The sequence below is a fragment of the Kitasatospora dryopteridis genome, assembly GCF_050749075.1.
Lineage (GTDB): Bacteria > Actinomycetota > Actinomycetes > Streptomycetales > Streptomycetaceae > Kitasatospora.
On sequence record NZ_CP192749.1, the window covers coordinates 7,186,770 to 7,208,447 of the forward strand.

Annotated in this window: 20 protein-coding genes; 12 read left to right on the forward strand and 8 right to left on the reverse strand. The window is 72.7% G+C overall.

Features of this window, described 5'->3' with window-relative positions:
• Positions 1–105: 105 nt before the first annotated feature.
• Positions 106–906 (forward strand): VOC family protein, encoded by an 801-nt coding sequence (locus tag ACQ614_RS32530; RefSeq protein WP_431682580.1) that lies wholly within the window; start codon positions 106–108, stop codon positions 904–906.
• A 195-nt stretch (positions 907–1,101) separates the two neighbouring features.
• Here ACQ614_RS32530 and ACQ614_RS32535 read toward each other — a convergent pair whose 3' ends face one another.
• Complete coding sequence (locus ACQ614_RS32535; RefSeq protein ID WP_431682581.1) at positions 1,102–1,923, reverse strand: class I SAM-dependent methyltransferase; 822 nt, start codon at positions 1,921–1,923, stop codon at positions 1,102–1,104.
• Positions 1,924–2,070: 147 nt separating this feature from the next.
• A complete protein-coding gene (locus ACQ614_RS32540; RefSeq protein ID WP_431682582.1) occupies positions 2,071–3,210 on the reverse strand; it encodes an acyl-CoA dehydrogenase family protein in 1,140 nt (379 codons plus the stop codon).
• A 78-nt stretch (positions 3,211–3,288) separates the two neighbouring features.
• Here ACQ614_RS32540 and ACQ614_RS32545 point away from each other — a divergent pair, with 78 nt between their 5' ends.
• The gene (locus ACQ614_RS32545) at positions 3,289–3,891 is read left to right on the forward strand and encodes a TetR/AcrR family transcriptional regulator (RefSeq protein ID WP_431682584.1); all 603 of its coding nucleotides are present in this window, start codon (positions 3,289–3,291) and stop codon (positions 3,889–3,891) included.
• A 71-nt stretch (positions 3,892–3,962) separates the two neighbouring features.
• Positions 3,963–4,349, forward strand: a complete 387-nt coding sequence (locus ACQ614_RS32550) for a VOC family protein (protein ID WP_431682585.1) — start codon at positions 3,963–3,965, stop codon at positions 4,347–4,349.
• Between the two features lie 55 nt (positions 4,350–4,404).
• On the opposite strand, the gene ACQ614_RS32555 is transcribed toward ACQ614_RS32550, so the two are convergent.
• Positions 4,405–4,806 carry a nuclear transport factor 2 family protein gene (locus tag ACQ614_RS32555; protein ID WP_431682586.1) on the reverse strand — a complete coding sequence of 134 codons (402 nt, stop codon included), beginning with the start codon at positions 4,804–4,806 and terminating at the stop codon, positions 4,405–4,407.
• 125 nt (positions 4,807–4,931) lie between these two features.
• Between ACQ614_RS32555 and ACQ614_RS32560 the strand changes: the two genes are divergently transcribed.
• The 7 genes from ACQ614_RS32560 (at position 4,932) to ACQ614_RS32590 (ending at position 13,485) form a co-directional block, all read left to right on the forward strand.
• The gene (locus ACQ614_RS32560; protein WP_431682587.1) at positions 4,932–5,495 is read left to right on the forward strand and encodes a PadR family transcriptional regulator; all 564 of its coding nucleotides are present in this window, start codon (positions 4,932–4,934) and stop codon (positions 5,493–5,495) included.
• A gap of 168 nt (positions 5,496–5,663) precedes the next feature.
• Positions 5,664–6,083, forward strand: coding sequence for a CU044_2847 family protein (locus ACQ614_RS32565; protein WP_431682588.1), 420 nt, complete (start codon positions 5,664–5,666; stop codon positions 6,081–6,083).
• A gap of 1 nt (position 6,084) precedes the next feature.
• On the forward strand, positions 6,085–8,448 hold the full coding sequence (locus tag ACQ614_RS32570; RefSeq protein ID WP_431682589.1) for a trypsin-like peptidase domain-containing protein: 2,364 nt from the start codon (positions 6,085–6,087) through the stop codon (positions 8,446–8,448).
• Positions 8,441–9,415: an AAA family ATPase gene (locus ACQ614_RS32575; protein WP_431682591.1), complete on the forward strand. Its 975-nt coding sequence runs from the start codon at positions 8,441–8,443 to the stop codon at positions 9,413–9,415. The genes ACQ614_RS32570 and ACQ614_RS32575 overlap by 8 nt, the downstream gene beginning before the upstream one ends.
• Before the next feature lie 29 nt (positions 9,416–9,444).
• Complete coding sequence (locus ACQ614_RS32580) at positions 9,445–12,276, forward strand: TIR-like protein FxsC (protein ID WP_431682592.1); 2,832 nt, start codon at positions 9,445–9,447, stop codon at positions 12,274–12,276.
• Between the two features lie 255 nt (positions 12,277–12,531).
• Positions 12,532–12,735 (forward strand): cold-shock protein, encoded by a 204-nt coding sequence (locus ACQ614_RS32585; RefSeq protein WP_431682594.1) that lies wholly within the window; start codon positions 12,532–12,534, stop codon positions 12,733–12,735.
• Positions 12,736–13,182: 447 nt separating this feature from the next.
• On the forward strand, positions 13,183–13,485 hold the full coding sequence (locus ACQ614_RS32590) for a hypothetical protein (RefSeq protein ID WP_363500606.1): 303 nt from the start codon (positions 13,183–13,185) through the stop codon (positions 13,483–13,485).
• Positions 13,486–13,513: 28 nt separating this feature from the next.
• Here ACQ614_RS32590 and ACQ614_RS32595 read toward each other — a convergent pair whose 3' ends face one another.
• Positions 13,514–14,206, reverse strand: coding sequence for a VOC family protein (locus tag ACQ614_RS32595; protein ID WP_431682595.1), 693 nt, complete (start codon positions 14,204–14,206; stop codon positions 13,514–13,516).
• A 182-nt stretch (positions 14,207–14,388) separates the two neighbouring features.
• On the reverse strand, positions 14,389–15,021 hold the full coding sequence (locus ACQ614_RS32600) for a TetR/AcrR family transcriptional regulator (protein ID WP_431682597.1): 633 nt from the start codon (positions 15,019–15,021) through the stop codon (positions 14,389–14,391).
• A gap of 71 nt (positions 15,022–15,092) precedes the next feature.
• Here ACQ614_RS32600 and ACQ614_RS32605 point away from each other — a divergent pair, with 71 nt between their 5' ends.
• Positions 15,093–16,025 carry a hypothetical protein gene (locus tag ACQ614_RS32605; protein ID WP_431682599.1) on the forward strand — a complete coding sequence of 311 codons (933 nt, stop codon included), beginning with the start codon at positions 15,093–15,095 and terminating at the stop codon, positions 16,023–16,025.
• A gap of 18 nt (positions 16,026–16,043) precedes the next feature.
• On the opposite strand, the gene ACQ614_RS32610 is transcribed toward ACQ614_RS32605, so the two are convergent.
• A complete protein-coding gene (locus tag ACQ614_RS32610; protein ID WP_431682600.1) occupies positions 16,044–16,697 on the reverse strand; it encodes a DUF7691 family protein in 654 nt (217 codons plus the stop codon).
• A gap of 138 nt (positions 16,698–16,835) precedes the next feature.
• Complete coding sequence (locus ACQ614_RS32615) at positions 16,836–17,345, reverse strand: DUF5709 domain-containing protein (protein WP_431682602.1); 510 nt, start codon at positions 17,343–17,345, stop codon at positions 16,836–16,838.
• 291 nt (positions 17,346–17,636) lie between these two features.
• Here ACQ614_RS32615 and icmF point away from each other — a divergent pair, with 291 nt between their 5' ends.
• Positions 17,637–20,864 (forward strand): fused isobutyryl-CoA mutase/GTPase IcmF, encoded by a 3,228-nt coding sequence (icmF, locus tag ACQ614_RS32620; RefSeq protein WP_431682604.1) that lies wholly within the window; start codon positions 17,637–17,639, stop codon positions 20,862–20,864.
• Between the two features lie 75 nt (positions 20,865–20,939).
• On the opposite strand, the gene ACQ614_RS32625 is transcribed toward icmF, so the two are convergent.
• Positions 20,940–21,641 (reverse strand): response regulator, encoded by a 702-nt coding sequence (locus tag ACQ614_RS32625; protein ID WP_431682606.1) that lies wholly within the window; start codon positions 21,639–21,641, stop codon positions 20,940–20,942.
• Positions 21,642–21,678 lie beyond the last annotated feature (37 nt).

Genomic DNA, 21,678 nt, shown 5'->3' on the forward strand with positions numbered 1-21,678 from the left:
CGGCGGGCGGCGTGCCGACGGGCGGGGGCCCGGGGCCGCTGGAAGGCTGGGCCGCGGTGGCCACCGCGGTGCTGAACCCCGGTGGCACTCTCGATGGGAGAAGACGTGATCACTACGGATTTCGTACCCGGTTCCCCGTGCTGGCTGGACCTCGGCGCACCCGACGTGGACGCGGCGGCCGCCTTCTACACCGCCGTGTTCGGCTGGGAGGCCAAGTCCTACGGCGAGGAGGCCGGCGGCTACACGGCACTGCGCAACAAGGGCAAGGTGGTGGCGGCGATCGGCCCGCTCACCGAGGAGGGCGCCCGTTCCGCCTGGATGATCTACTACAGGACCACCGACGCGGACGCCGCCGCCGAGACCGTGAAGCGGCTCGGCGGCACCGTCCGGGTCGCGCCGATGGACGCCGGCGAGGGCGGGCGGATGGCCCAGTTCTCCGACCCCCAGGGCGGGCAGTTCGCCGTCTGGCAGGCCGCCGCCGAACCCGGCCTGGAGGCCGTCGACGAGCCCGGCAGCCTGTGCTGGACGGAGCTCTACACCACCGACGAGCCCGCAGCCCGCGAGTTCTACGGCACCCTCTTCGGCTGGCAGACCGAGGCCATGCCGATGCCCGGCGACGCACCGGGCACCTACTGGCTGATCACCCCCGCCGGGCTCCCCGCGGATCGCATGCACGGCGGCCTGATGCAGCTGCCGCCCGAGCACCTGACGCTCACCAAGGGCCGCCCCTACTGGCACCCGGTGTTCGCCGTGGACGACACCGACGCCGCAGCCGCCCGGGTGAAGGCCAACGGCGGCAGCCTGCAGATGGAACCCGAGGACGCCCCCGGCGTCGGCCGACTCGCCGTCTGCGTCGACCCCAACGGCGCCGACTTCGTCCTCCTCAAGCCCTCCCCGCCCAGCTGACCCTGGGATTTTTTCAGGGGCGGGTGTCCCATCAGGGGCGAGGGGAACTGTTCAGGGTCGCGTGGGGGCACCTCCCGGCCGAAGGCTGGGGGAGAACTGCGCGATTCGGATGTGGGCGCTCGTACAGACCGTGGCTGGCTCATGCTGTCGTGCCGCCCGCACTCGGGCTGCGCAGTTCCCCGCGGCTTGCCGCGGTCAGCGGCGGCCCCAGGCCGTGATCAGGCCGGGGGAGAGGTCGGCGGCGGTGCCGTCGGCGAGGGCCTGTTCGGCCACGGCCAGGGTGTCCTCGGTGACCAGTCCGGTGGCGAGCATGGCCGGGCGGGAGCGTTTCCAGGTGTCGAGCCAGAAGGCGGCGATCGGGCTGCCGGCGGTCAGCGGCGGCACGGTGACCTCGGCGCCGACGCCGGTCAGGCCGAGACCGGCCAGCAGCCGCGGGTACTGCGGGGTCCAGCCGACGTCGGTGCCGATGGTGGTGTGCAGGGCGCGCCACATGGCGCGCATCGCCAGCCGGTACGGGCTGTCCGGCGGGGCGGCGGTGGTGAGGTCGATCGCGTCGCCGAGGACGAGGTGGCCGCCGGGGCGGAGCAGACCGGCCAGCCGGGCCGCGACCTGCCGGTGTTCGGGGAGGTGCATCAGGACGAAGCGGGCGTGCACCAGGTCGAAGCGGCCGGGGTCGAAGCCGGGTGCGGTGACGTCGGCGGCCAGGGTGTGCAGGGCGCCGCCGGCGTGCGGTTCGAGGAAGCGGACGTCCCGGTCGACGGCCAGCACTTCGGCGACGCCGACCTCCTCGGCGAGCCACCGTGCGACGGTGCCGGTGCCGGCACCGACCTCCAGGCAGCGGCTGCCCGGTCCGACGCCGAGGGCGAGCAGGCGGCGGCGGGTGGTGTCGTCGTAGGTGAGCGAGCCGAGGTCGATGCGCTCGCCCTCGCCGGGCCGCCAGGGCTCGAAGAGCGCCTCGCCGTACCCGCCGTCCCGTGGCTGTCCGGACTGTCGGGGCCCTGCCGGATCGACGGCCATCCCGTCCTCCCGTCCCGCAGGTGCGGAGTGCACCGTGCCGACCATTCGAGACTAGGCACAGCGGGGCGCACCCGCGCTGCGGCTCGGGAGGCGCCGAGTCGATCGGCCCGCCCCGGAGGCGGGGCGGGCCGTCGGGGACGGCGCGGGTCAGCCGGCCAGGCCGCGGCTGATGACCAGGCGCTGGATCTGGTTGGTGCCCTCGAAGATCTGCATGATCTTCGCCTCGCGCATGTACCGCTCGACCGGGAAGTCCCGGGTGTAGCCGTAGCCGCCGAGCACCTGGACGGCGTCGGTGGTGACCTTCATGGCGGCGTCGGTGGCGATCAGCTTGGCGACGCTGGCCTGGCGGCTGAAGGGCCGGCCCGCGTCCCGGCGCCGGGCGGCGTCGAGGTAGGTGGCGCGGGCGGAGTCGACCGCGGCGGCCATGTCGGCGAGCAGGAAGCCCAGGCCCTGGTGGTCGATGATGCGGCGGCCGAAGGTCGTCCGCTCCTTCGCGTAGGCCACGGCGGAGTCCAGCGCGGACTGGGCGAGGCCGGTGGCGCAGGCGGCGATGCCGAGGCGGCCGTTGTCCAGGGCGCTGAAGGCGATCTGCAGGCCCTGGCCCTCGGTGCCGATCAGTCGGTCGGCGCCGAGCAGCGCGCCGTCCCAGTGCGCGGAGGTGGTGGGGACGGCCTGCAGGCCCATCTTGCGCTCGGGCTTGCCGAAGGTCAGGCCCTCGGCCTCGCCCGGGGCGAGGAAGCAGGAGACGCCGTGGCTGCCGGGGCCGGTGCGGGCGAACAGGGCGTAGAAGTCGGCCTTGCCGCCGTGGGTGATCCACGCCTTGGTGCCGGTGATGCGGTACCCGCCGTCGGCGGCCTCGGCCTTGCAGCTGAGCCCGGCGGCGTCGGAGCCGGCCTGCGGCTCGGAGAGGCTGTAGCCGCCGACCATCGCGCCGCCGAGCATGTCCGGGAGCCAGCGCTTCTTCTGCTCGTCGGTGCCGAAGGCGTACAGCGGGTGGCAGGCCAGGGTGTGGACGCTGGTCGCCACGGCCACGGCGGCCCAGCGCGCGGCGAGCTCCTCGAGCACCTGGAGGTAGACCTCGTACGGCTGGCCGCCGCCGCCGTACTCCTCGGGGTAGGCCAGGCCCAGCAGGCCGGCCTTGCCCAGCAGGGTGAACAGGCCCTCGGGGTAGCTCTCGTCGTTCTCGTGCTGCTCGACCCGCGTCGCCAGCTCCCGGTCGGCGATCTCGCGGGTAAGCGCGATCAAGTCCTCGGCCTCCTGGGTGGGGAGGAGCCGGTCGACGGCCATGGGAACCTCCAAACGGTACTCGTAGCGGTACTTCAGTACCGCATAGAGTAGACCATAAGGCCCTGGAATACTGGACGCGTGATCGAACCCCACCCCGGCGACGCCCCGAAGCTGACCGGACGCGGCGCCGCCCGCCGGACGGAACTGTTCGAGGAGTTGACCGCCCTCCTGATCGCCGAGGGCTTCGCCCAGCTGACCCTGGACGACCTGGCCGCCCGGCTGCGCTGCTCCAAGCGCACGCTGTACGGCCTCGCGGGCAGCAAGGAGCAGCTCGTCCGGGCGGCCGTGGTGCACTTCTTCCGGCGCGCCACCGTGCGCGTGGAGGGGGCGCTGGCCGCCGAGAGCGACCCGGCCAAGCGGCTGGCCGCCTACCTCACCGCGGTGGCCGCCGAACTCGCCCCGGTGTCCGGGCGGTTCTTCGACGACCTGGCGGCCTTCGAGCCCGCGGCCGAGGTGTACGAGCGCAACACCCGTGCGGCGGCGCGGCGCGTCCAGGAGCTGATCGACGAGGGTGTGGCCGACGGGGCCTTCCGTGAGGTGCACGTGGCCTTCGCCGCCGACGTGATCACCTCGGTGATGGTGCGCATCCAGCAGCGACAGGTGGCCGCCGCCACCGGGCTGGCCGACGCCGACGCCTACGCCCACCTCGCCGAGCTGCTGCTGCACGGCCTCGCCCGCTGAGCGCCCGCGGGGCCTGCCGCGGCGGCCCGGGCGCGGCGGTGCCGTCGGAACTAGCCTGGGAGGAGGAGGCGATGGACATGCTTGCTGACGCACCACTCCTTCCCGTCATCCCGGTTGCCGACCTGGAACGGGCCAAGGCTTTCTACCGCGACACGCTGGGACTGGCCCTCGTGGACGAGAACCCGGCGGAGGTCACCTTCGAGTGCGGCGGCACCCGCTTCGGCATGTACGAGACGCCGTACGGCGGCCAGGCCTCGCACACCCTCGCCAGCTGGAAGGTCTCGAGCCTGGACGCCGAGATGAAGGCGCTGCGCGACCGCGGGGTCACCTTCGAGGACTACGACCTGCCCGACCTGAAGACCGTCGACGGCGTCGCGGAGGCCGAGGGGATGCGGGCCGCCTGGTTCAAGGACACCGAGGGCAACATCCTCTGCGTGACCGAGCAGACCGGCGGCTGACCGGCAAAGCGTGCAGTGGTCGGGCCGCCCGTCCGAGGGGCGGCCCGACGGGCGTTCAGCGGGTGGAGGCCTCCAGTGCCTCGCGGGTGATCTGGTCGAACCTGGCGGCCATCGCCCCGGCGAGCGCCTGCGCCCCGGACAGCGGGCGGACCATGACCGTGAGGTCGTCGATCAGGCCGTTCTCGTCGGTGTGCAGGAAGTCGCAGCCGTCGACCCGCCGGCCGTCGACCGTCGCGGTGAACGCCAGCGCATGGCCGCGGCCGTCCGGGCTCTCGAACTCCCGCACGTAGCGGAAGTCCTCGAAGACCTGCATCACCGCGCGCAGGATCGCCGCGGTGATCGCCTTGCCCGGGTACGGCTTGAAAGCGACGGGGCTGGTGAACACGACGTCCTCGGCGAGCAGCGCCTCGAGCGCGGCTGGGTCGCGCCGCTCCACGGCCTCGCGGAAGGGGTGCATCCGGTCACCTCCACAGAACCACATACTCAAATAGTTGACTAGGTGCGTCGGACACTAGGCCCCACCCCCGGCCGCTGTCCAGGGCGGCACCGGAGACGGCCCCGCACGCGGGCTACGCTGTCCCAATGGCGTTGCGCAACGCGGTCATGGCCGCACTTCTGGAGGGCGAGGCGTCCGGGTACGACCTGGCCAAGGAGTTCGACGCGTCCGTCGCCAACTACTGGATGGCCACCCCCCAGCAGCTCTACCGGGAGCTCGAGCGGATGGAGGCCGAGGGCCTCGTCCGGGCCCGTACCGTCCAGCAGGAGCGGCGGCCCAACAAGCGCCTCTTCTCGCTCACCGAGGCCGGCCGGGAGCAGCTGCGCGCCTTCACCGCCGAACCGCTGCGCCCCGGCGCCGTCCGCGACGAACTGATGGTGAAGGTCAGGGCCGTGGACGCCGGCGACCTGGACGGCGTGCGGGCCGCGATCACCGAGCGGATCACCTGGGCCGAGGCCAAGCTCGCCCGCTACGGACGGCTGCGGACCAGGCTCCTCGACGGACGCAGCGAGGACGAGTTCCTCGCCCGAGCCGAGCGGGTGGGCCCCTACCTCACCCTGCTGCGCGGCATCGCCTTCGAGGAGGAGAACATCCGCTGGGGGCGCCTGGCCCTCGCCGTCCTGGAACGCCGCGCGGCCGCCGTGCAGTGACCGGCGGAGGATCGGTGCCGCCTCGGCGGCCGGCCGCCACTGCCACCAGGGTGCCGTCGGACAAGCTCCGTACCGGCAGCGGTACATGACGATCCGTCGGGCGAACAGTTTCCGCCATGATTCCCGAATCGCGGCGCACCCGCGGCAGGCCTCCGGGAGAATCCCTCCGTGGCAGAGTTCCTCGAGTTCGAATTCGCCGACGGCCAGTCGGTCAGGCTCCGCACCTTCCCCGTGGACGGACCGGACGCCGTCGCCGACCCGCCTCCCGCACAGGTCCCGGCCCAGCCGGACGCCTCCGCCGACGAGCAGCTGCCGCCCGGTCTCGGCGGCTCCGCCCCCGTCGGCCGACGCACGGAACGGGTCGTCCGGCAGGCGGCCGCCCTGAGCCGCGACGCCCTCCACACCGCCCTCCAGCCGCTGGTGCCGCTGCTCCAGGAGGTGCACGACACCGTGGCATCGGTGCAGGACCGGCCGCACGAGGTGACCGTGGACTTCGGCGTGCAGTTCGGTTCCGACCTGTCGATCGGCATCGTCGGCAGCAGCGCACAGGCCAGTCTCACCGTCTCGGCCACCTGGAAACTCGACTGATGTGGCGGGCTGGTTCGAGGGCGGCGGTGCGGCAGCGGAACGCTCGCTGCGCAGCGCCTTCGCCTCGGTGCTCGGCCGCGCCGACGGCCAGGCCGTGGGAGCCGGCGTCCTGCTGCACGGCCGGTACGTCCTCACCTGTGCCCACGTCGTGAATGCGGCCCTCGGCCGCGACCTGTTCGTCCAACATCCGCCGCCCGCCCACGAAGCACTGCAGGTGCTGTTCCGCGAGGGCGGCTCGCACCACCGCCCGCCGGCGCTGCTCCGCGCAGCGGTGGAGGAGTGGATCGCACCCCGCCGACCGGACGGCACCGCGCCCCTCGCGAAGGACGTCGCCTGGCACGGCGACCTGGCCGTCCTCCGGCTGGCCGACGAACCGCCCGCGTTCCTGGAACCGCAGCGCTGGCACGACATGGCGGTCGGCCAGTCGCTCCGCGCGTGGTACGGGGGAGGCCAGGCGGTGTCCGTCGTCGACGTCCGGGTGAAGGTCTGTGACGCCGACCGCGCCTACCTCGACGCCTCCGCCACCGGCCCCGGCATCGTCGCCGGATACAGCGGCGGCCCGCTCTGGTGCCCGGACGCGCAGGCGGTCGTGGGCCTCGCCGTCGGCAAACTGCACTCCGGGCAGACCCGCAGCGGGTACGACGACCGGGCCTTCGCCCTCTCCTGGCAGGCGATCAGGAACGAACTCCGGAACACCCTCGGCACCGACCGGGCCCGGCAACTGCTGCCCGGGCAGCGCACCGGGCAACGCCGCCGGCTCCCGGGGCTGTCACCCATGGCGGACCTGCTGCGCAGCGTGCTGCCCGGGGCACGGGAGCGCGAGGACGCCGCCCGCCACCTCGCCGACCACTTCCGGCGGTACGCCGACGACCCGTTCGACGGCGAGCCCGGCCCCGGCCACCGGGCCGGCCGCACCCCGGACGGAACCGGCCCCGCCGGAACCGCCCCGGACGTCAGGCAGCTCGCGACGCTGCTCCTGGAGGAGCCGCGTTCCCTGGCCGTCCTCGCCGAGTACCTGCGGCCGCACGACAAGGACGCCGCCCACCGGCTGTTCGACACCGGCCGCTCACTCGGCGCACCGGGCCTGCTGACACCGGACCAGCACGACTGGCTGCTCGACATCCTGGACACGGTCTTCCTGGACCTCGGGGCGCGCCTGCCGCCGATCGACGAGGTGGCCCGCGCGGCCCTGCCCATGCTGCGGCTCCCCGTCTGGCTGCGCACCGACGGGTACGCCCGCAGGGGCTTCGCCACCCGGCACGCCGCACTGGTCGAGCACCTGGAGGGCTATGCGGGCGCGCCCTCCTTCGCACCGTCCGTCCGCCGGGTACCCGTGCTGCTGAAGTACCTCGAGTACCTCGCCGCAGCAGCCGCGGCCGGGGAGCAGCCGGACGAGGTCCTCGGCGAGGCGGTCCGGTTGCGGGCCTGGTCGGAGGAGGTCGCCGACCAGCTGGGCGTGAGCAAGGCCGGCCTGTTCGAGCACCGGTTGGCCGCGGAGGAGTGGGCACTGGGCAGGGTGTCCGCCGGGCCGCCCGCCCGGCTGGTGGTGCGGCTGATCCGCCACGAGCGCGGGATGCGCGGCGGAGCCGGCAGTTTCCGGAGCCTGATGTGGACCGACGTCGGCGGGACCGGGCTCAGGCAGGTGGGCGGCCACGGGAACCGGCCGTGCACGGCCGAGGAGGTGGCCCGCCGCGTCCGCGAGGAGGTGGCCGGCTGGGGCGACGACGAGCACGACACCCTGCCCACGGTCGAGTTCTTCCTCGACGCCGACGACATCGACCTGCCGATCGAGGAGTGGGACACCTCCCTCGCCGAGGAACGGGCCCGTACCGACCCGGCCAGGCCGCTCGGCCTGGAGTACCCCCTGGTGGTCCGGCTGGCCGCCGAGCTCGGCACGGTGCCGGCGAAGGAACGCGCCAAGGAGCTCCGCCGCCGGCACCGGCCCGAACCGGTCCTCGAACTGCACGACGGACACGGCCGGCAGCAACTCTTCAGCGTCCTCAAGCAGGACGGCGACGCGGCGTGCGTGGTGCTGAGCTGCGCCGATCCGGCCCGGCTGAGGCAACTCGCCGCGCGGTGCCTGGAGTTCGGCGTTCCCGTGGTGATGTGGGACCGGTCCGCACGCGGCGGCCCGGCGGCCGAGCCGTTCACGGAGCTGCTCGGCCCGCTCGCCGAGATCGCCGGCCTCGTCTGGCGCTACCGCATCGGCTCCTACGGCCGGGCCGAGGACTTCCCCCTCCGCCCGGTCCTCGCGCAGGAGGACCTCGCCAGGCCCGCACCGCCGATCCTCCGGCTCGCGGACCCGGACGAGGACGGCAACGACACCGCACCGGCTGACGCCTGCGGGGGAGGACGACATGACTGAACCGGTACACGGGCAGGCCGCGCACGGGGACGACTGGCGGCTGTTCCGCGGCGACAACGAGGCACGGGAACCGGTCCTGCCGGCCGCTCCCCCCTGGCGCAGCCTGGGCGGCCCCGGCGGGCGGACCGGGACGCCGCGGCCGTACCGGATCAGTCCGGTGCACGCGGACGTGGTCAACGCGGCGCTCCACCTCCGCCGGCCGCTACTGGTGACCGGCAGACCCGGCACCGGGAAGACCTCGCTGGCCGGCGCGATCGCCCACGAGCTGACTCTGGGTCCGGTCCTGCACTGGCCGGTGAACAGCCGTTCCAGCCTTCAGGACGGGCTCTACCGGTACGACGCCATCGGCAGGCTCAGGGAGAGCAACCTCGCCCGCGAGTTCGGTGGCGGCGAGCCCGACATCGGCGGCTTCGTCAGGCTCGGACCGGTCGGGACCGCGCTCGTGCCGACCGGCCGCCCCAGGGTCCTGCTGGTCGACGAGCTCGACAAGGGCGATGTCGACCTGCCCAACGACCTGCTGACGGTGTTCGAGGACGGGGCGTTCGAGATCCCCGAACTCGCCCGCCTCCCCGAGGACCAGGCCGAGGTCGACGTGCTGACCGCGGACGCCGGCAGCCCCCGCGCCCGAGTGGTGCGGGGCCGCGTCGCCTGCACCGAGTTCCCGGTCGTCGTCATCACCAGCAACGGCGAGCGGGACTTCCCGCCCGCCTTCCTGAGGCGTTGCCTCCGGCTCGACCTGCCCGACCCGGACGAGGACCGGCTCCGCGAGATCGTCGAGGCCCACCTCGGCCCGGAGGCGCTCGCCGACACGGAGGACGTGCTCGGCGACTTCCTGAACCGGCGTGAATACGGCGAACTCGCCACCGACCAGCTGCTGAACGCCGTGTTCCTGCGGCGGAGCGGCGTCGACCTGGCGGCGAACGACCTGATCGACGCCGTGCTCCACAGCCTCGGCGGAACCGTCTGACTTCCCCCGGCCACAGGAGAGGAGGGGCGATGAACGCAGCGCTGCAGGGGGCTCTCCGGGTCCTCAGGAGCGCCGGCGTCGATCTCGACGTCGAGGACCTCCTCGACGTCCTCTGGCTGTCCCGCCGCCTTCCGACCGAGGGGAGCCCGCTCCAGGCGGCACTCGCCGAGGCCCTCGGCGCCGACTCGCGGACCGGCCGCAGACCGGGCACCCGGCCCCGCCGGGCGGCCGGCCGGGGCGGGGACGGCAGGACGCCGAACCCGCACAGCCCGCTGCACTCCGGCGCCGGAACCCCAGACGGCCGTTCGCCCGGCCAGGACACCGCCCCGGGCGGACGGGCCGTACGGGTGCCCGAACACAAGGCGCTGCGCGAGGAGCTGGCGCTGGGGCGGGCGCTCCGCCCGCTCAAACGCACCCGCAACCGCCCGGACGGTGCCGACCTGGACGAGCCGGCCACCGCCGCCGCCTGGGCCGACACCGGCATGCCGACCGCTGTCATGCGCCCGCTGCGGGAGCCGTGGCTGCGGTGCACGCTCGTGGTCGACGACGGCGTCTCCATGCTGATCTGGCGGCGGCACATGCTGGAACTGACCCGGCTGCTGGCCCGGATCGGGGGCATCCGGCAAGTACGGCTGCTCGGGGTGCGCGGCCGCGGCCCGGGGCAGGTCCGGCTGCGGCGCCGGCCGTTCGAGGAGGAGGGTCTGCTGCTCGGCCCGGAGGCAGCCGCCGACCCGACCGGGCAGACCCTCGTCCTGGTGCTGACCGACGGGGCCGGCTCGGCCTGGCGGGACGGCCGCATGCGGCCGGTGCTGGACGGGTGGGCGCGCTGCGGTCCGACCGCGGTCGTCCACACCATGCCACGGTGGCTGTGGCCCGGATCCGGTGTGTCCGTGACCACCGTGACCGCGCGTACGGGCGGCCCGGGGGCTCCGAACTCGGCGTGGCGCATCACCGGCGAGCACGATCGCTCCGCAGGCGCCCCCGTCCCGGTGCTGGAACTGTCGCCGGCCTCACTGGGCGACTGGGCGGCCCTGCTCGCCTCCTCCGACGGCGAGGGCAGGCTGCCGCTGTGGACGGACGTCCCCGCCCCGACCGGGGGCGAGGGCCGCCGACCCGTCCCGTCCGGCGGGCCACGTGCCGAAGGACCCGTCGACCGCTTCCTCGCGGCCGCCACGCCCGGCGCGCACAGGCTGGCCGCCCATTTGGCCGCGGCCGCGCCACTCAGCGTCCCCGTGATGCGGCTGGTCCAGAGTTCGGGGCTGGGCGAGGGGTTTGCCGACGCCGCCACGCTCGCGGAAGTGTTCCTCAGCGGCATCATGCGCCGAGCGTCACCACGGGCGGGCGCTCCGTCCGGGGCGGAGCAGCCCCGGACACCGCTGTACTACCGGCAGTTCGACTTCCATCCCGACGTCAAGGAACTCCTTCTGCACACCGTCCCGACGGTGGAGCTGCTGGAAGTCCGCCAGCGGGTGTCCATCAGGCTGGACCAACTCGTCGGCCGCTCACCCGAGTTCCCGGCATGGCTGGCCGGGGGCGGAGCCGTGCCGCTGAACGGCGAGCCCTTCGCCTGGGCGGGCGAGTCCCTGCTCGAACGCGTCGGCGGCGGTGGTGCCCTCCAGGTGTCCGAACGCCCCCCGGCACCCGAGCACCCCGTGCCCGCCACCGGCCGGCAGCCCGAGGCCCGCCCGTACTTCTTCCTCAGCTACGCGCACACGCTCCGGACGACCCCCCGCGCAGGCGATCCGAACCAATGGGTCGCCAAGTTCTACGACGACGTCTGCGAAACCATCACCGAACTCACCGACGTGCCCGCCGGTGCGCCGATCGGCTTCATGGACGAGGCGATGCCCGCCGGGGAGTCCTGGACGGACCGGATCTCCAAGGAACTGGCCACCTGCCGGGTCTTCGTGCCGCTCTACTCTCCCCGCTACTTCAACAGTTCGGCGTGCGGCCAGGAGTGGCACACGTTCAGCCGACGGCCGGTCTACATGCGGAGCCGGGAAGGCACACCGACCGGAGCGATCGTCCCGGTGATGTGGGTGGCCATGAGCCACTACACCATGCCCCGCTGCGCCCACGACCTCCAGTTCAACCACGAGGCTTTCGGCGCCGACTACGCCGCGGAGGGCCTGTACGCGCTGATCAAGCTCACCGCCTACCGGCCGCAGTACGAACTCGCCGTCCACCGCATCGCCCAGCGCATCGTCGAGGTGGCCGAAGAGACCGTCAGCCCGGTGCAGAGACCCGTGCCGTTCGACGAGCAGCCGAACGCCTTCGCGGCCGACGCGCCGGAAGCGCGCACCCGGCTGCGGCTCTTCGTGCTGGCCCCGACCGTGGCCGAACTCCCGCCCGGCCGGGACCCCCGCTGCTACGGAACCCGGCGCACCGACTGGACCCCCTACCCGTCACAGACCCGTCGGCCGCTGGCCGAGCACGCCCACGACCTCCTCCGCGACGCGGGGTACCGCGTCGGCATCCACGGCTTCGAGGAGCGGGAGTCCGGTTCTCCGGACCTCGCCGCCGAACCCGCGGTGGTGCTGTTCGACCGCCGGATCCCGGCCGATTCCGAGCCGGCACAGCTGAGGGAAAGGCTCTTCGCCGACCGGCCCGAGGGGCTGGAGGTGATCGAAGTGGTCGGGGACGACGAGCCGCGTACGCCGGGCGTGCGCGTTCCCGCTTCCACCGGCACCCCCTTCCGGACGTGGACCGCACGGAGCATCGAGGATTTCGACCGGGTGCTGCTCCGGGCGGCGGAGGCAGCCGTGCGGTCCCGTCAGCCGGGCCGCGGAGGCCCGGAGAGCGGACCGGTGGTCCGCCCGGTACTCGGGCATCCCCCGAGGGGCCCGGCCGCCGGGCACTGAGCCGGGTGGCCGCCGTCCCCCGCCGGGGGCTCGTTCGGCGCGACGGAAAAAAATAATCCCGCGAAAATTCCCGTTCCGGTAGGAACCCTGCTACGGTCGTAGTAGTTGCAGTTTTGGTTCCCATGAACTCTGTGTGCGCCTGCTGGTTCTCACCGCAGGCGTATTTTGTTTCCCGGGTCTTCCCCGGTGGGTCATCAGTGCGGCGACGGCAGGCCCGCGCAGTGCGGGCTTCAGCGCCTCTGAAGGAGAATTTCAATGGCTTTTGGCACCGTGAAGTGGTTCAACGGGGAAAAGGGCTTCGGTTTTATCGAGCAGGAGGACGGCGGCCCGGACGTGTTCGCCCACTTCTCGAACATCAACGCCCAGGGCTTCCGTGAGCTGCTCGAGGGCCAGAAGGTCGAGTTCGACGTCACGCAGGGCCAGAAGGGCCTGCAGGCGGAGAACATTCGCCCCCTCTGACACCTTCCTGCGCGGCCGTAGCCGCATCGGGGAAAGGGCCCGTGCCGCACACCGCGGCACGGGCCCCCGGTCGTTGCGGCAGGGGCGCAGTCCGTCGGCCGTTTTCTCTGGCGTGTACGAATTCTGTCATGCGCGTTGCGGGAGTGTGCTCGACGGCGTCCAGGGCATTCCGTATTCCGGCAGCCGTTCCGGCTTCGTCCCGGGCACCGAATCCCGGGGGATGCGCGGCCCCGGACACCGTCCGGGCTTCGCCCGTTTCGAGCCCGGGGCTGCAGAACTGCCACGCCCTCGCCCTGGCGAAGCGGTTGAACAGCAGTGGGCGCGGGCCGGCACGGGGGCGCCCGGTGTGGGCGACCCTGTCGGGTGCCTGCTTTTGCGGCGCGCCGGGACCCGGGAGACGCTGGACGGCGGACGGCTGCCCGTCTGCCGAGTCGAGGAGGTCAAGGCGTGAGGTTCATTCAGATCATCGAGTACCGGACGAGCCGCATCGACGAGTTCAACGCCCTGCTGGACAGCTGGGTGGAGAAGAACGAGGGGAACCGTCTGGCGACGAGGGCCCTGCAGACCCGCGACCGCGACGCGGAGAACGTGTACCTGAACATCGTGGAGTTCCCCTCGTACGAGCAGGCGATGGCCAACTCCGACCGCCCAGAGACGGCGGAGTTCGCGGCTCAGGCAGCGGCACTGTGCGACGGGCCCCCGGTGTTCCGGAACCTCGACCTGCTGAACGAGCGAACCCTCCAGGACTGAACGCCGGCCGGGAGGGCCGGGCCGCGGCTCAGCTCTCCCGGCCCTGCCATGTGGTTATGCACGCCTCGTTCCCCTCGGGGTCGGACAGCACCCAGAAGGCAGGGGCACGGACCGCGGACACCATTCGGCCCCCGGCCGCCAGCGCGGCTTCGATCCGCCGGGGCGCCTCGTCGTGCGGGACGGAGACGTCCAGGTGGATGCGGTTGCGCTGCGGGCGCGCCTCGTCCATCTGCTGGAACCAGACCGCGGGCCCGGGACCGAGCGGGTCGACGAGCGGATCCTCCGGTCCGCCGCCGCCCGGTTCCTCGGCGTAGCCGAGGACCGCCTTCCAGAACGGCCGGATCCCGGCGATGTCCAGCGCATCGATCCCGATCTCCACGAGCTGGACGGACCGCGGCGCCCGCGTCCCGATCCCAGGCTCCGTCCGCAGCCCGGCCCCGTGCACGGCTGCGGAGATCCGGTGCGCGAGTTCGACGTCCCGGGTGGTGACCGCCGCGTGGTCCGACGACTGCAGGGCGAGCAGCACCGTCCCGCGGCGTACGTCGACCCGGAGATGCCGATCGGCATCACTGCCGCACACCGCCACGGCCTCCGACGCCAGGGCGATTCCCCGAGCCAGTGACCGGACCGGGACGAACGTCTGCAGAGTGCCCAGCACGAAGCGCCAACCGTGGTCGTTGACCGCTTCGGACGCCGCCGGGCCGCTCAGTGGTTGATCCATCCCGCCATGCTGGCAGTCCGTTCCCACGGCCGACGGGCCTTCGCACAAACCCTTGAAAATCCTATTAATAACTGGCCTGAGGCGCCCTTGCGGCGAGGGGCCCGCAGCGTGGTGACCGTCCGCTCCTGCCCGCCCCGTCCCGGGTGGTGACCGTCTCTCGGCACCCGCCGGGACGGCGCCGGTCAGTCCTCGCACAGCTGGGAGCGGAGGGTCTCGAAGGCCCACTGCTCCCAAGCGTCCGGCGTCCAGCCGCGATCCCGGACGAACAGCAGGTACACCTCGGTGCTGAGCAGTCCGTACAGCAGGTCCGCGGCCCGCTCGGCCGGGACGCCGGGACGGGCGCCCGGCTTGCCGGCCAGTGCCGCGGCGGCCGCCGCCTGGACGGTGAGCCGCGGGTCGTTCTCCTTCGGCCAGAGCGCGGCGACCTCGGGGTCGGTCGCGCAGGCCACGCAGACCATCTCGTCGATGGCCGCCATCCGGTCGAGGATCGCCCTGGTCCCGCCGACGTGCGCCCTCAGGTGCTCCTCGGCGGTCGGGGCGGCCAGCGCGTCGCGGAACCACGGCCGGTCCATGGTGGCCACCGGCTCGTCGTCGCCGGCGACGGTGACGTCCACCAGCTCCTTGAGCAGCGACCGCTTGTTGCCGAAGGTGAAGTAGATCGTCTGCACGGCGACGCCGGCCCGGTCGGCCACGTGCTGCAGCGTGGTCGCCCCGTAGCCCTGCTCGGTGAACAGACCGCGCGCGGCGTCCAGCATCCGGCGCCGCGTCTCCCTTGCCTTCTCGGTCCGCCGACCGCCGCCCCTGACCTCGCCCATGGGCTGGAGCCTAGTCCGGCGATTCGCTAGAGTCCGACTCTAGAGATTGACTCTAGTGATTGGGGGGCGAGATGAGGGTTCTCGTGCTGGGCGGCTACGGCGCCGTCGGCGCCGGGATCGTGGAGCGGCTGCGGGCCGGCGGCGACACGGCATGGGCTGCGGGGCGCGACCCGGCGCGGGCCGACCGGGTGCTCGATCTGCGGGCGGTGCGGGACGGCGAGGACGGGGCGTATCGGGCGGCGCTGGCCGATGCGGACGTCGTGGTCAACGCGTCGGGGGCCGAGGATCCCGCCCTCGCCGTGGCGGCCGCGGACTCCGGGACGGCGTTCGTCGACATCACCGCAAGCACGTCCTGTGTCGCCGCCCTGGAGGCGCTGAAGCCCGCCGTGCCGGTACTGCTCAGCGTGGGGCTCGCCCCCGGGCTGAGCGGAATGCTGGCCACCGCGCTGCACGCGGCGGCACCCGGGCCGATCGACCTCGCCGTGGTCCTGGGCGCCGGTGAGCGGCACGGCGCCGCGGCGACCGAGTGGAGCTACCGGCTGCTCGGCCGGCGCTTCCCGGACACCCGCGGCGGCAGGCCCGTCCGCAACTACACCCGCCCGGAGGCCTTCGAGATCCCCGGACTCGGGCGACGCCGGCTGTACCGGGCGGACTTCTCCGACCAGCACACGCTGACGGCCCGTCTGGGCGTCCCCGTGCGCAGCTACTTCGGGCTGGACTCCCGGGCGGCCACCGCGGCACTGGCGGTGATGACCAGGGTGCCGGGCGCGGACCGGGCGCCCCGCGGGATGCACCTGCCCGGCACGGACCGCTGGTGGGTCCTCGCCCGGGGCCCGGAGGGCATCGCGCGGTGGGCCCACGGCCGGTCGCAGTCGCATGCGACCGCCGTGCTGGCCGTGCTGGCCGCCCGGGCCGCGACCGGTCTGGCACCGGGCGTCCACCACCTGCCCGACGTCTTTTCGCCGGCCGACGTCCCCGAAGGCCTCGGCGTCGAGTTCCGGTGAATGCCGCGGACCGGGCGGTCAGCCGGTGATGGAGAAGAAGATGGTGTCCTGGGTGTACCAGTCGATGTTCTTGGTGGCGTACTCCCACTCGGTGTGCTCGAACTCGAGCTTCTCGATCAGTTCACGGACGTCGTACGTGAAGTCGTCGTTCATCCGGTCGAGCACGGCACGGTAGGCGTCCGCCGCAGGCTTGGCCTTGGCGAGGGGGAACATGCCGATGTGCGGGCCGTCCACGGGGAAGGGGATGTGGAACGGGATCTCCTCCGGCGGGCCCGAGAACAGGTGGTCGTGCAGGAGCAGATCGGCGCTCACGTCCAGGCGGCGCAGTTCCTCGTCGAGCAGGCCGAAGAAGGTGGCGGGCTTGGAGTACACGCCGAGTTCGTAGGGATCGGAGGCGTTGCAGTCGATGATGTGCTGAAGGGCCCGGTAGTAGGCGCCGGCCGCGTAGTCGGCGTCCGAGCCCGCGTGACCGGCCACGAGGTGGTCGAGTGCCTCCGGGACGGACAGACCCCAGTCGATGCCCTGGCGGTCGAGTTCGAGCTGGCTCTTCCGTGCCCTGTCGCGCATCATGCCGAGGATGCGTTGCTGGTCCGGCGTCAGGCGGTCGGCGGCCCCGAGGAATCCCAGGACGTCGGCTTTGTCGGCAGTGCTGTACGAAATGATCCGGCTCATGATCGCCATGGTGCCAGCCGCCGCTGACATCGGCACAAATCCCGCGTCGCCGCGGCGCACAGGCCCTGCGTCGCCGCGGCCGGGACGCGGTCGGTCCGGGGCGGCACGCTGCCGGCCGAGTCGGGTGGGTGTCGGGTGTCAGGGCCAGGGCGTGCCTTCGTCCGCGGTGTCCCGGTCGTCGAGGTTGTCGAGGTCCTGCTCCGTCACCACGTGCACGGCCGCCTCCTCCGCGCGGGCCGCGCCGGCGTCGATGCCCACGTCGGCGGCGTAGAGCCCCGTTGTCCTCGAGTGGGCTCCTTCGTCGGGGGCGACCAGGCGCCCGGCCCGCACGGTGCCCGCCTCTGGGTCGACCGGCTCGCCGTCGCCGCCGGGCAGATCGCCGATGCGATCGCCCGGGTCCGGGTCCTGGTCGGGGAGCTCGCGGGCCAGCCGCTCGTCGAGCGACTCGCGGTCGCGCTGCTCCCCGGCCGTGGTTCCGGCCTGCTGGACGCCGAGCGGTCTCTCGGGCGGTGACCAGCCCTCGTCGAGGAGCTCGTCGTACGTCCGCTCGTCGAGCGCGTTCTGCAGGTCCAACGCGGATGCGTCGGCCTGCTCGCCGCTGCTGTCCGCGGGCTGGTAGACCTCGTCCCCCCTGCCACTGTCGCTCATCACGGCCTCCCGATCGTCTCTGTCCCCCTTCCCCCTGGTGGGTGCGTGTACCCGCATCGGCCGAGGACACCCGTGCCGGGAAGGCGGGGCGCGCGTCGGGGGAGGGGGCTCCGGATACGGCGAGTGAGCCCCCGGAGGCGGCCCGCATCCGATCGCACCGGCCGGTCGGGCCGCCGCCGACCCGGCCGCCACCCGAGTGACATGTGCGTCTGGTCACGTCACTCCTTGCTAAAATACTAGGACGTCCTACTATCTTCTTGAGTAGTCTCACCGAACCGATTGAGGGCCTCCATGAGTGACCTGCACCGTCCCGTGCACCCCGTCCGACTGGTCACCGCGTCGGCACTGTTCGACGGGCACGACGCGTCGATCAACATCATGCGGCGGATCTTCCAGTCCCAGGGCGCCGAGGTCATCCACCTCGGGCACAACCGGTCCGTGCAGGAGGTCGTGGACGCCGCGCTCGAGGAGGACGCCCACGGCGTGGCCGTCTCGTCCTACCAGGGCGGACACGTGGAGTACTTCGAGTACCTCGTCGACCGGCTGCGCGAGGCCGGGGCCGAGCACATCCGCGTGGTCGGCGGCGGCGGGGGCGTGATCGTGCCCGAGGAGATCGCCCGGCTGCGCAGCAGCGGCGTGACGATCTTCTCGCCCGAGGACGGCCAGCGGATGGGCCTGGCCGGCATGGTCAACTCGGTGGTGAAGGACTGCGACTTCGACCTGTGGGACGGCCGGTCGGCCGACGTGGACGCGCTGCTCGCCGGCGACCGGTTCGCGATCGCCCGCAGCATCACCGGCGCGGAGCTGGGCAAGCTGCCCGCGGACTTCCTGGAGCGGGCGCGCGCCGCCGCAGCAGCACGGGTGACCCCCGTCCTGGGCATCACCGGCACCGGCGGCTCCGGCAAGTCCTCACTGACCGACGAGCTGGTCCGCAGGTTCCGCGTCGACCAGCAGGACAAGCTGCGGATCGCGGTCATCGCGGTCGACCCGACCCGGCGCCGCGGCGGCGGCGCGCTGCTGGGCGACCGGATCCGGATGAACTCCCTGGACGGGAGCCGGGTCTTCTTCCGCAGCCTGGCCACCCGCGGCAGCCACGAGCTGCCCGAGCACCTGTCCGACGTGCTCGACGCCGTCAAGGCCGCCGGCTTCGACCTGGTGATCGTCGAGACGCCCGGCATCGGCCAGGGCGACGCGGCCATCGTGCCCTTCGTCGACACCTCGCTGTACGTGATGACGCCGGAGTTCGGCGCCGCCTCCCAGCTCGAGAAGATCGACATGCTCGACTTCGCCGACGTCGTCGCCATCAACAAGTTCGAGCGCCGCGGCGCCAAGGACGCCCTGCGCGACGTGGGCCGCCAGCTGGTCCGCAACCGCGAGGCGTTCGGCATGCGGCCCGAGGACATGCCGGTGTTCGGCACCTCCGCGGCCACCTTCAACGACGACGGGGTCACCGCGCTCTACCAGAGCCTGAAGACCGCCCTCGCCGAGCACGGGCTGCCGCTGACCGAGGGCGCCCTGCCGGAGGTCTCCGTACGCCACTCCTCCGGCATCCGCCAGGTCGTCCCCGCCGAGCGGGTGCGCTACCTCGCCGAGATCACCGAGACGGTCCGCGGCTACCACGCCGAGACCGAGCGGCTCACCGAGGCGGCCCGGTCGGTGCAGCGCCTGGACGTGGTCCGCGGCCAGCTCGCCGGCGCCGGCCACGACGCGGCGAACGTCGAGGCGCTGCTGTCGACCGCCCGCAAGCAGCTCCCGCACGAGGTCACCGAGCAGATCGAGAACTGGCCGGCCGTGGTGGCCTCCTACTCGGGCGACGAGCAGGTCGTCGTCGTCCGGGACAAGGAGATCCGCACCAAGCTGACCCGCGAGTCCCTGTCGGGCAACCGGATCCCGCGCGTGGCGCTGCCCCGGTTCACCGACCACGGCGAACTGGTGGGCTTCTGGCGCCGCGAGAACCTGCCCGGGCTCTTCCCGTTCACCGCGGGCGTGTTCCCGTTCAAGCGGGACGGCGAGGACCCGGCCCGCATGTTCGCGGGCGAGGGCGACCCGTTCCGCACCAACCGGCGGTTCAAGCTGCTCTCCGAGGGCCAGCCCGCCACCCGGCTGTCCACCGCCTTCGACTCGGTCACCCTCTACGGCCGCGACCCCGACGAGCGCCCCGACATCTACGGCAAGGTCGGCACCTCCGGCGTCTCGGTCGCGACCCTGGCGGACATGAAGGCGCTCTACGACGGCTTCGACCTCGCCGCGCCCACCACCTCGGTGTCCATGACCATCAACGGCCCGGCGCCCACCGTCCTGGCGTTCTTCCTCAACACCGTGATCGACCAGCAGACCGAAGCCTTCCGTGCCGCCGAGGGCCGCGACCCGTCGGCCGAGGAGGCGGCAGGGCTGCGTGCGCACGCACTGGCGAACGTCCGCGGGACGGTGCAGGCGGACATCCTCAAGGAGGACCAGGGCCAGAACACCTGCCTGTTCTCGACCGAGTTCTCGCTGCGGATGATGGCCGACATCCAGGAGTGGTTCATCGCCAACAAGGTCCGCAACTTCTACTCCGTCTCCATCTCCGGGTACCACATCGCCGAAGCCGGCGCGAACCCGATCAGCCAGCTCGCCTTCACCCTCGCCAACGGCTTCACCTACGTCGAGGCGTACCTGGCCCGCGGCATGCACATCGACGACTTCGCGCCCAACCTGTCGTTCTTCTTCTCCAACGGCATGGACCCGGAGTACTCGGTGCTCGGCCGGGTCGCCCGGCGGATCTGGGCCGTCGCGATGAAGCAGAAGTACGGCGGCAACGAGCGCTCCCAGAAGCTGAAGTACCACGTGCAGACCTCGGGCCGCTCGCTGCACGCCCAGGAGATGGACTTCAACGACATCCGCACCACCCTGCAGGCGCTGATCGCCATCTACGACAACGCCAACTCGCTGCACACCAACGCCTACGACGAGGCCGTCACCACCCCCTCCGAGGAGTCGGTGCGCCGGGCGCTGGCCATCCAGCTCATCATCAACCGCGAGTGGGGCCTCGCCATGAACGAGAACCCCCTGCAGGGCTCGTTCGTCATCGACCAGCTCACCGACCTCGTCGAGGAGGCGGTGCTCGCCGAGTTCGACCGCATCAACGAGCGCGGCGGCGTGCTCGGCGCCATGGAGACCGGCTACCAGCGCGGCCGCATCCAGGACGAGTCGATGCTGTACGAGCAGCGCAAGCACGACGGCAGCCTGCCCATCATCGGCGTCAACACCTTCCGCCGCCCCGGCGGCGACGGCGAGCCCCAGCAGCTGGAGCTCGCCCGCGCCACCACGGCCGAGAAGGAGTCCCAGCTGCAGCGCGTCCGCGACTACCAGCGCGGGCACGGCGCGGAGGCCGCGGAGGCGATCGCCCGGCTGAAGACGGCCGCCATCAGCGGCGAGAACGTCTTCGAGGTCCTCATGGACGCCGCCCGGGTCTGCTCCCTGCAGCAGGTCACCGAGGCCTTCTTCGAGGTCGGCGGCCAGTACCGCAGGAACGTGTGAGGCACACCGACGGCAGTGCCCGACCGGGCGGCCGCAGCGCACCTGCGCTGCGGCCGCCCGGTCGGGCGCCGGGACTCAGCGGACGGCCCGGCCGGGCGTGTGGTTCTCGGCGGACATGGCCTGGGTGGCGATGACGGCGGCCTGGACGCGGCGTTCGACGCCGAGTTTGGCCAGCAGCCGGGAGATGTGGTTCTTGACGGTCTTCTCGGCCAGGAAGAGCCGCCCTCCGATCTCGCGGTTGGTCAGGCCCTCGCCGATCAGCGCGAGGATCTCCCGCTCCCGGTCGGTGAGCTGCATGAGGTCGGACGGCTGCGCGGCAGCGCTGTCACCGCGCAGCCGGGCCATCAGACGGGTGGCGGCGCCCGGGTCGAGCATCGACTGCCCGGAGGCGACCGTGCGCACCGCGGAGACCAGGTCGGTGCCGCTGATCTGCTTCAGCACGTACCCGGCCGCGCCGGCCATGATCGAGTCGAGCAGCGCGTCCTCGTCGTCGAACGAGGTCAGGATGAGGCAGGCCAGCTCCGGCATCCGCGAGCGGAGCTCGCGGCAGACCGTCACTCCGTCGCCGTCGGGCAGCCGCATGTCCAGGATCGCCACGTCCGGGCGCAGCGCCGGGACACGGGCGAGGGCCTGGTCGACCGTGGCGGCCTCGCCGACCACGGTCAGGTCGGGTTCGGCGTCCAGCAGGTCGTGAACACCCCGCCGTACGACCTCGTGGTCGTCCAGCAGGAACACCTTGATCGGTTCGACCGCCCGGGCCGCTGCGCCGTCCGCCATCATTTCTCCGTACTTCTCGACCCGCCTCCGTGCCGGG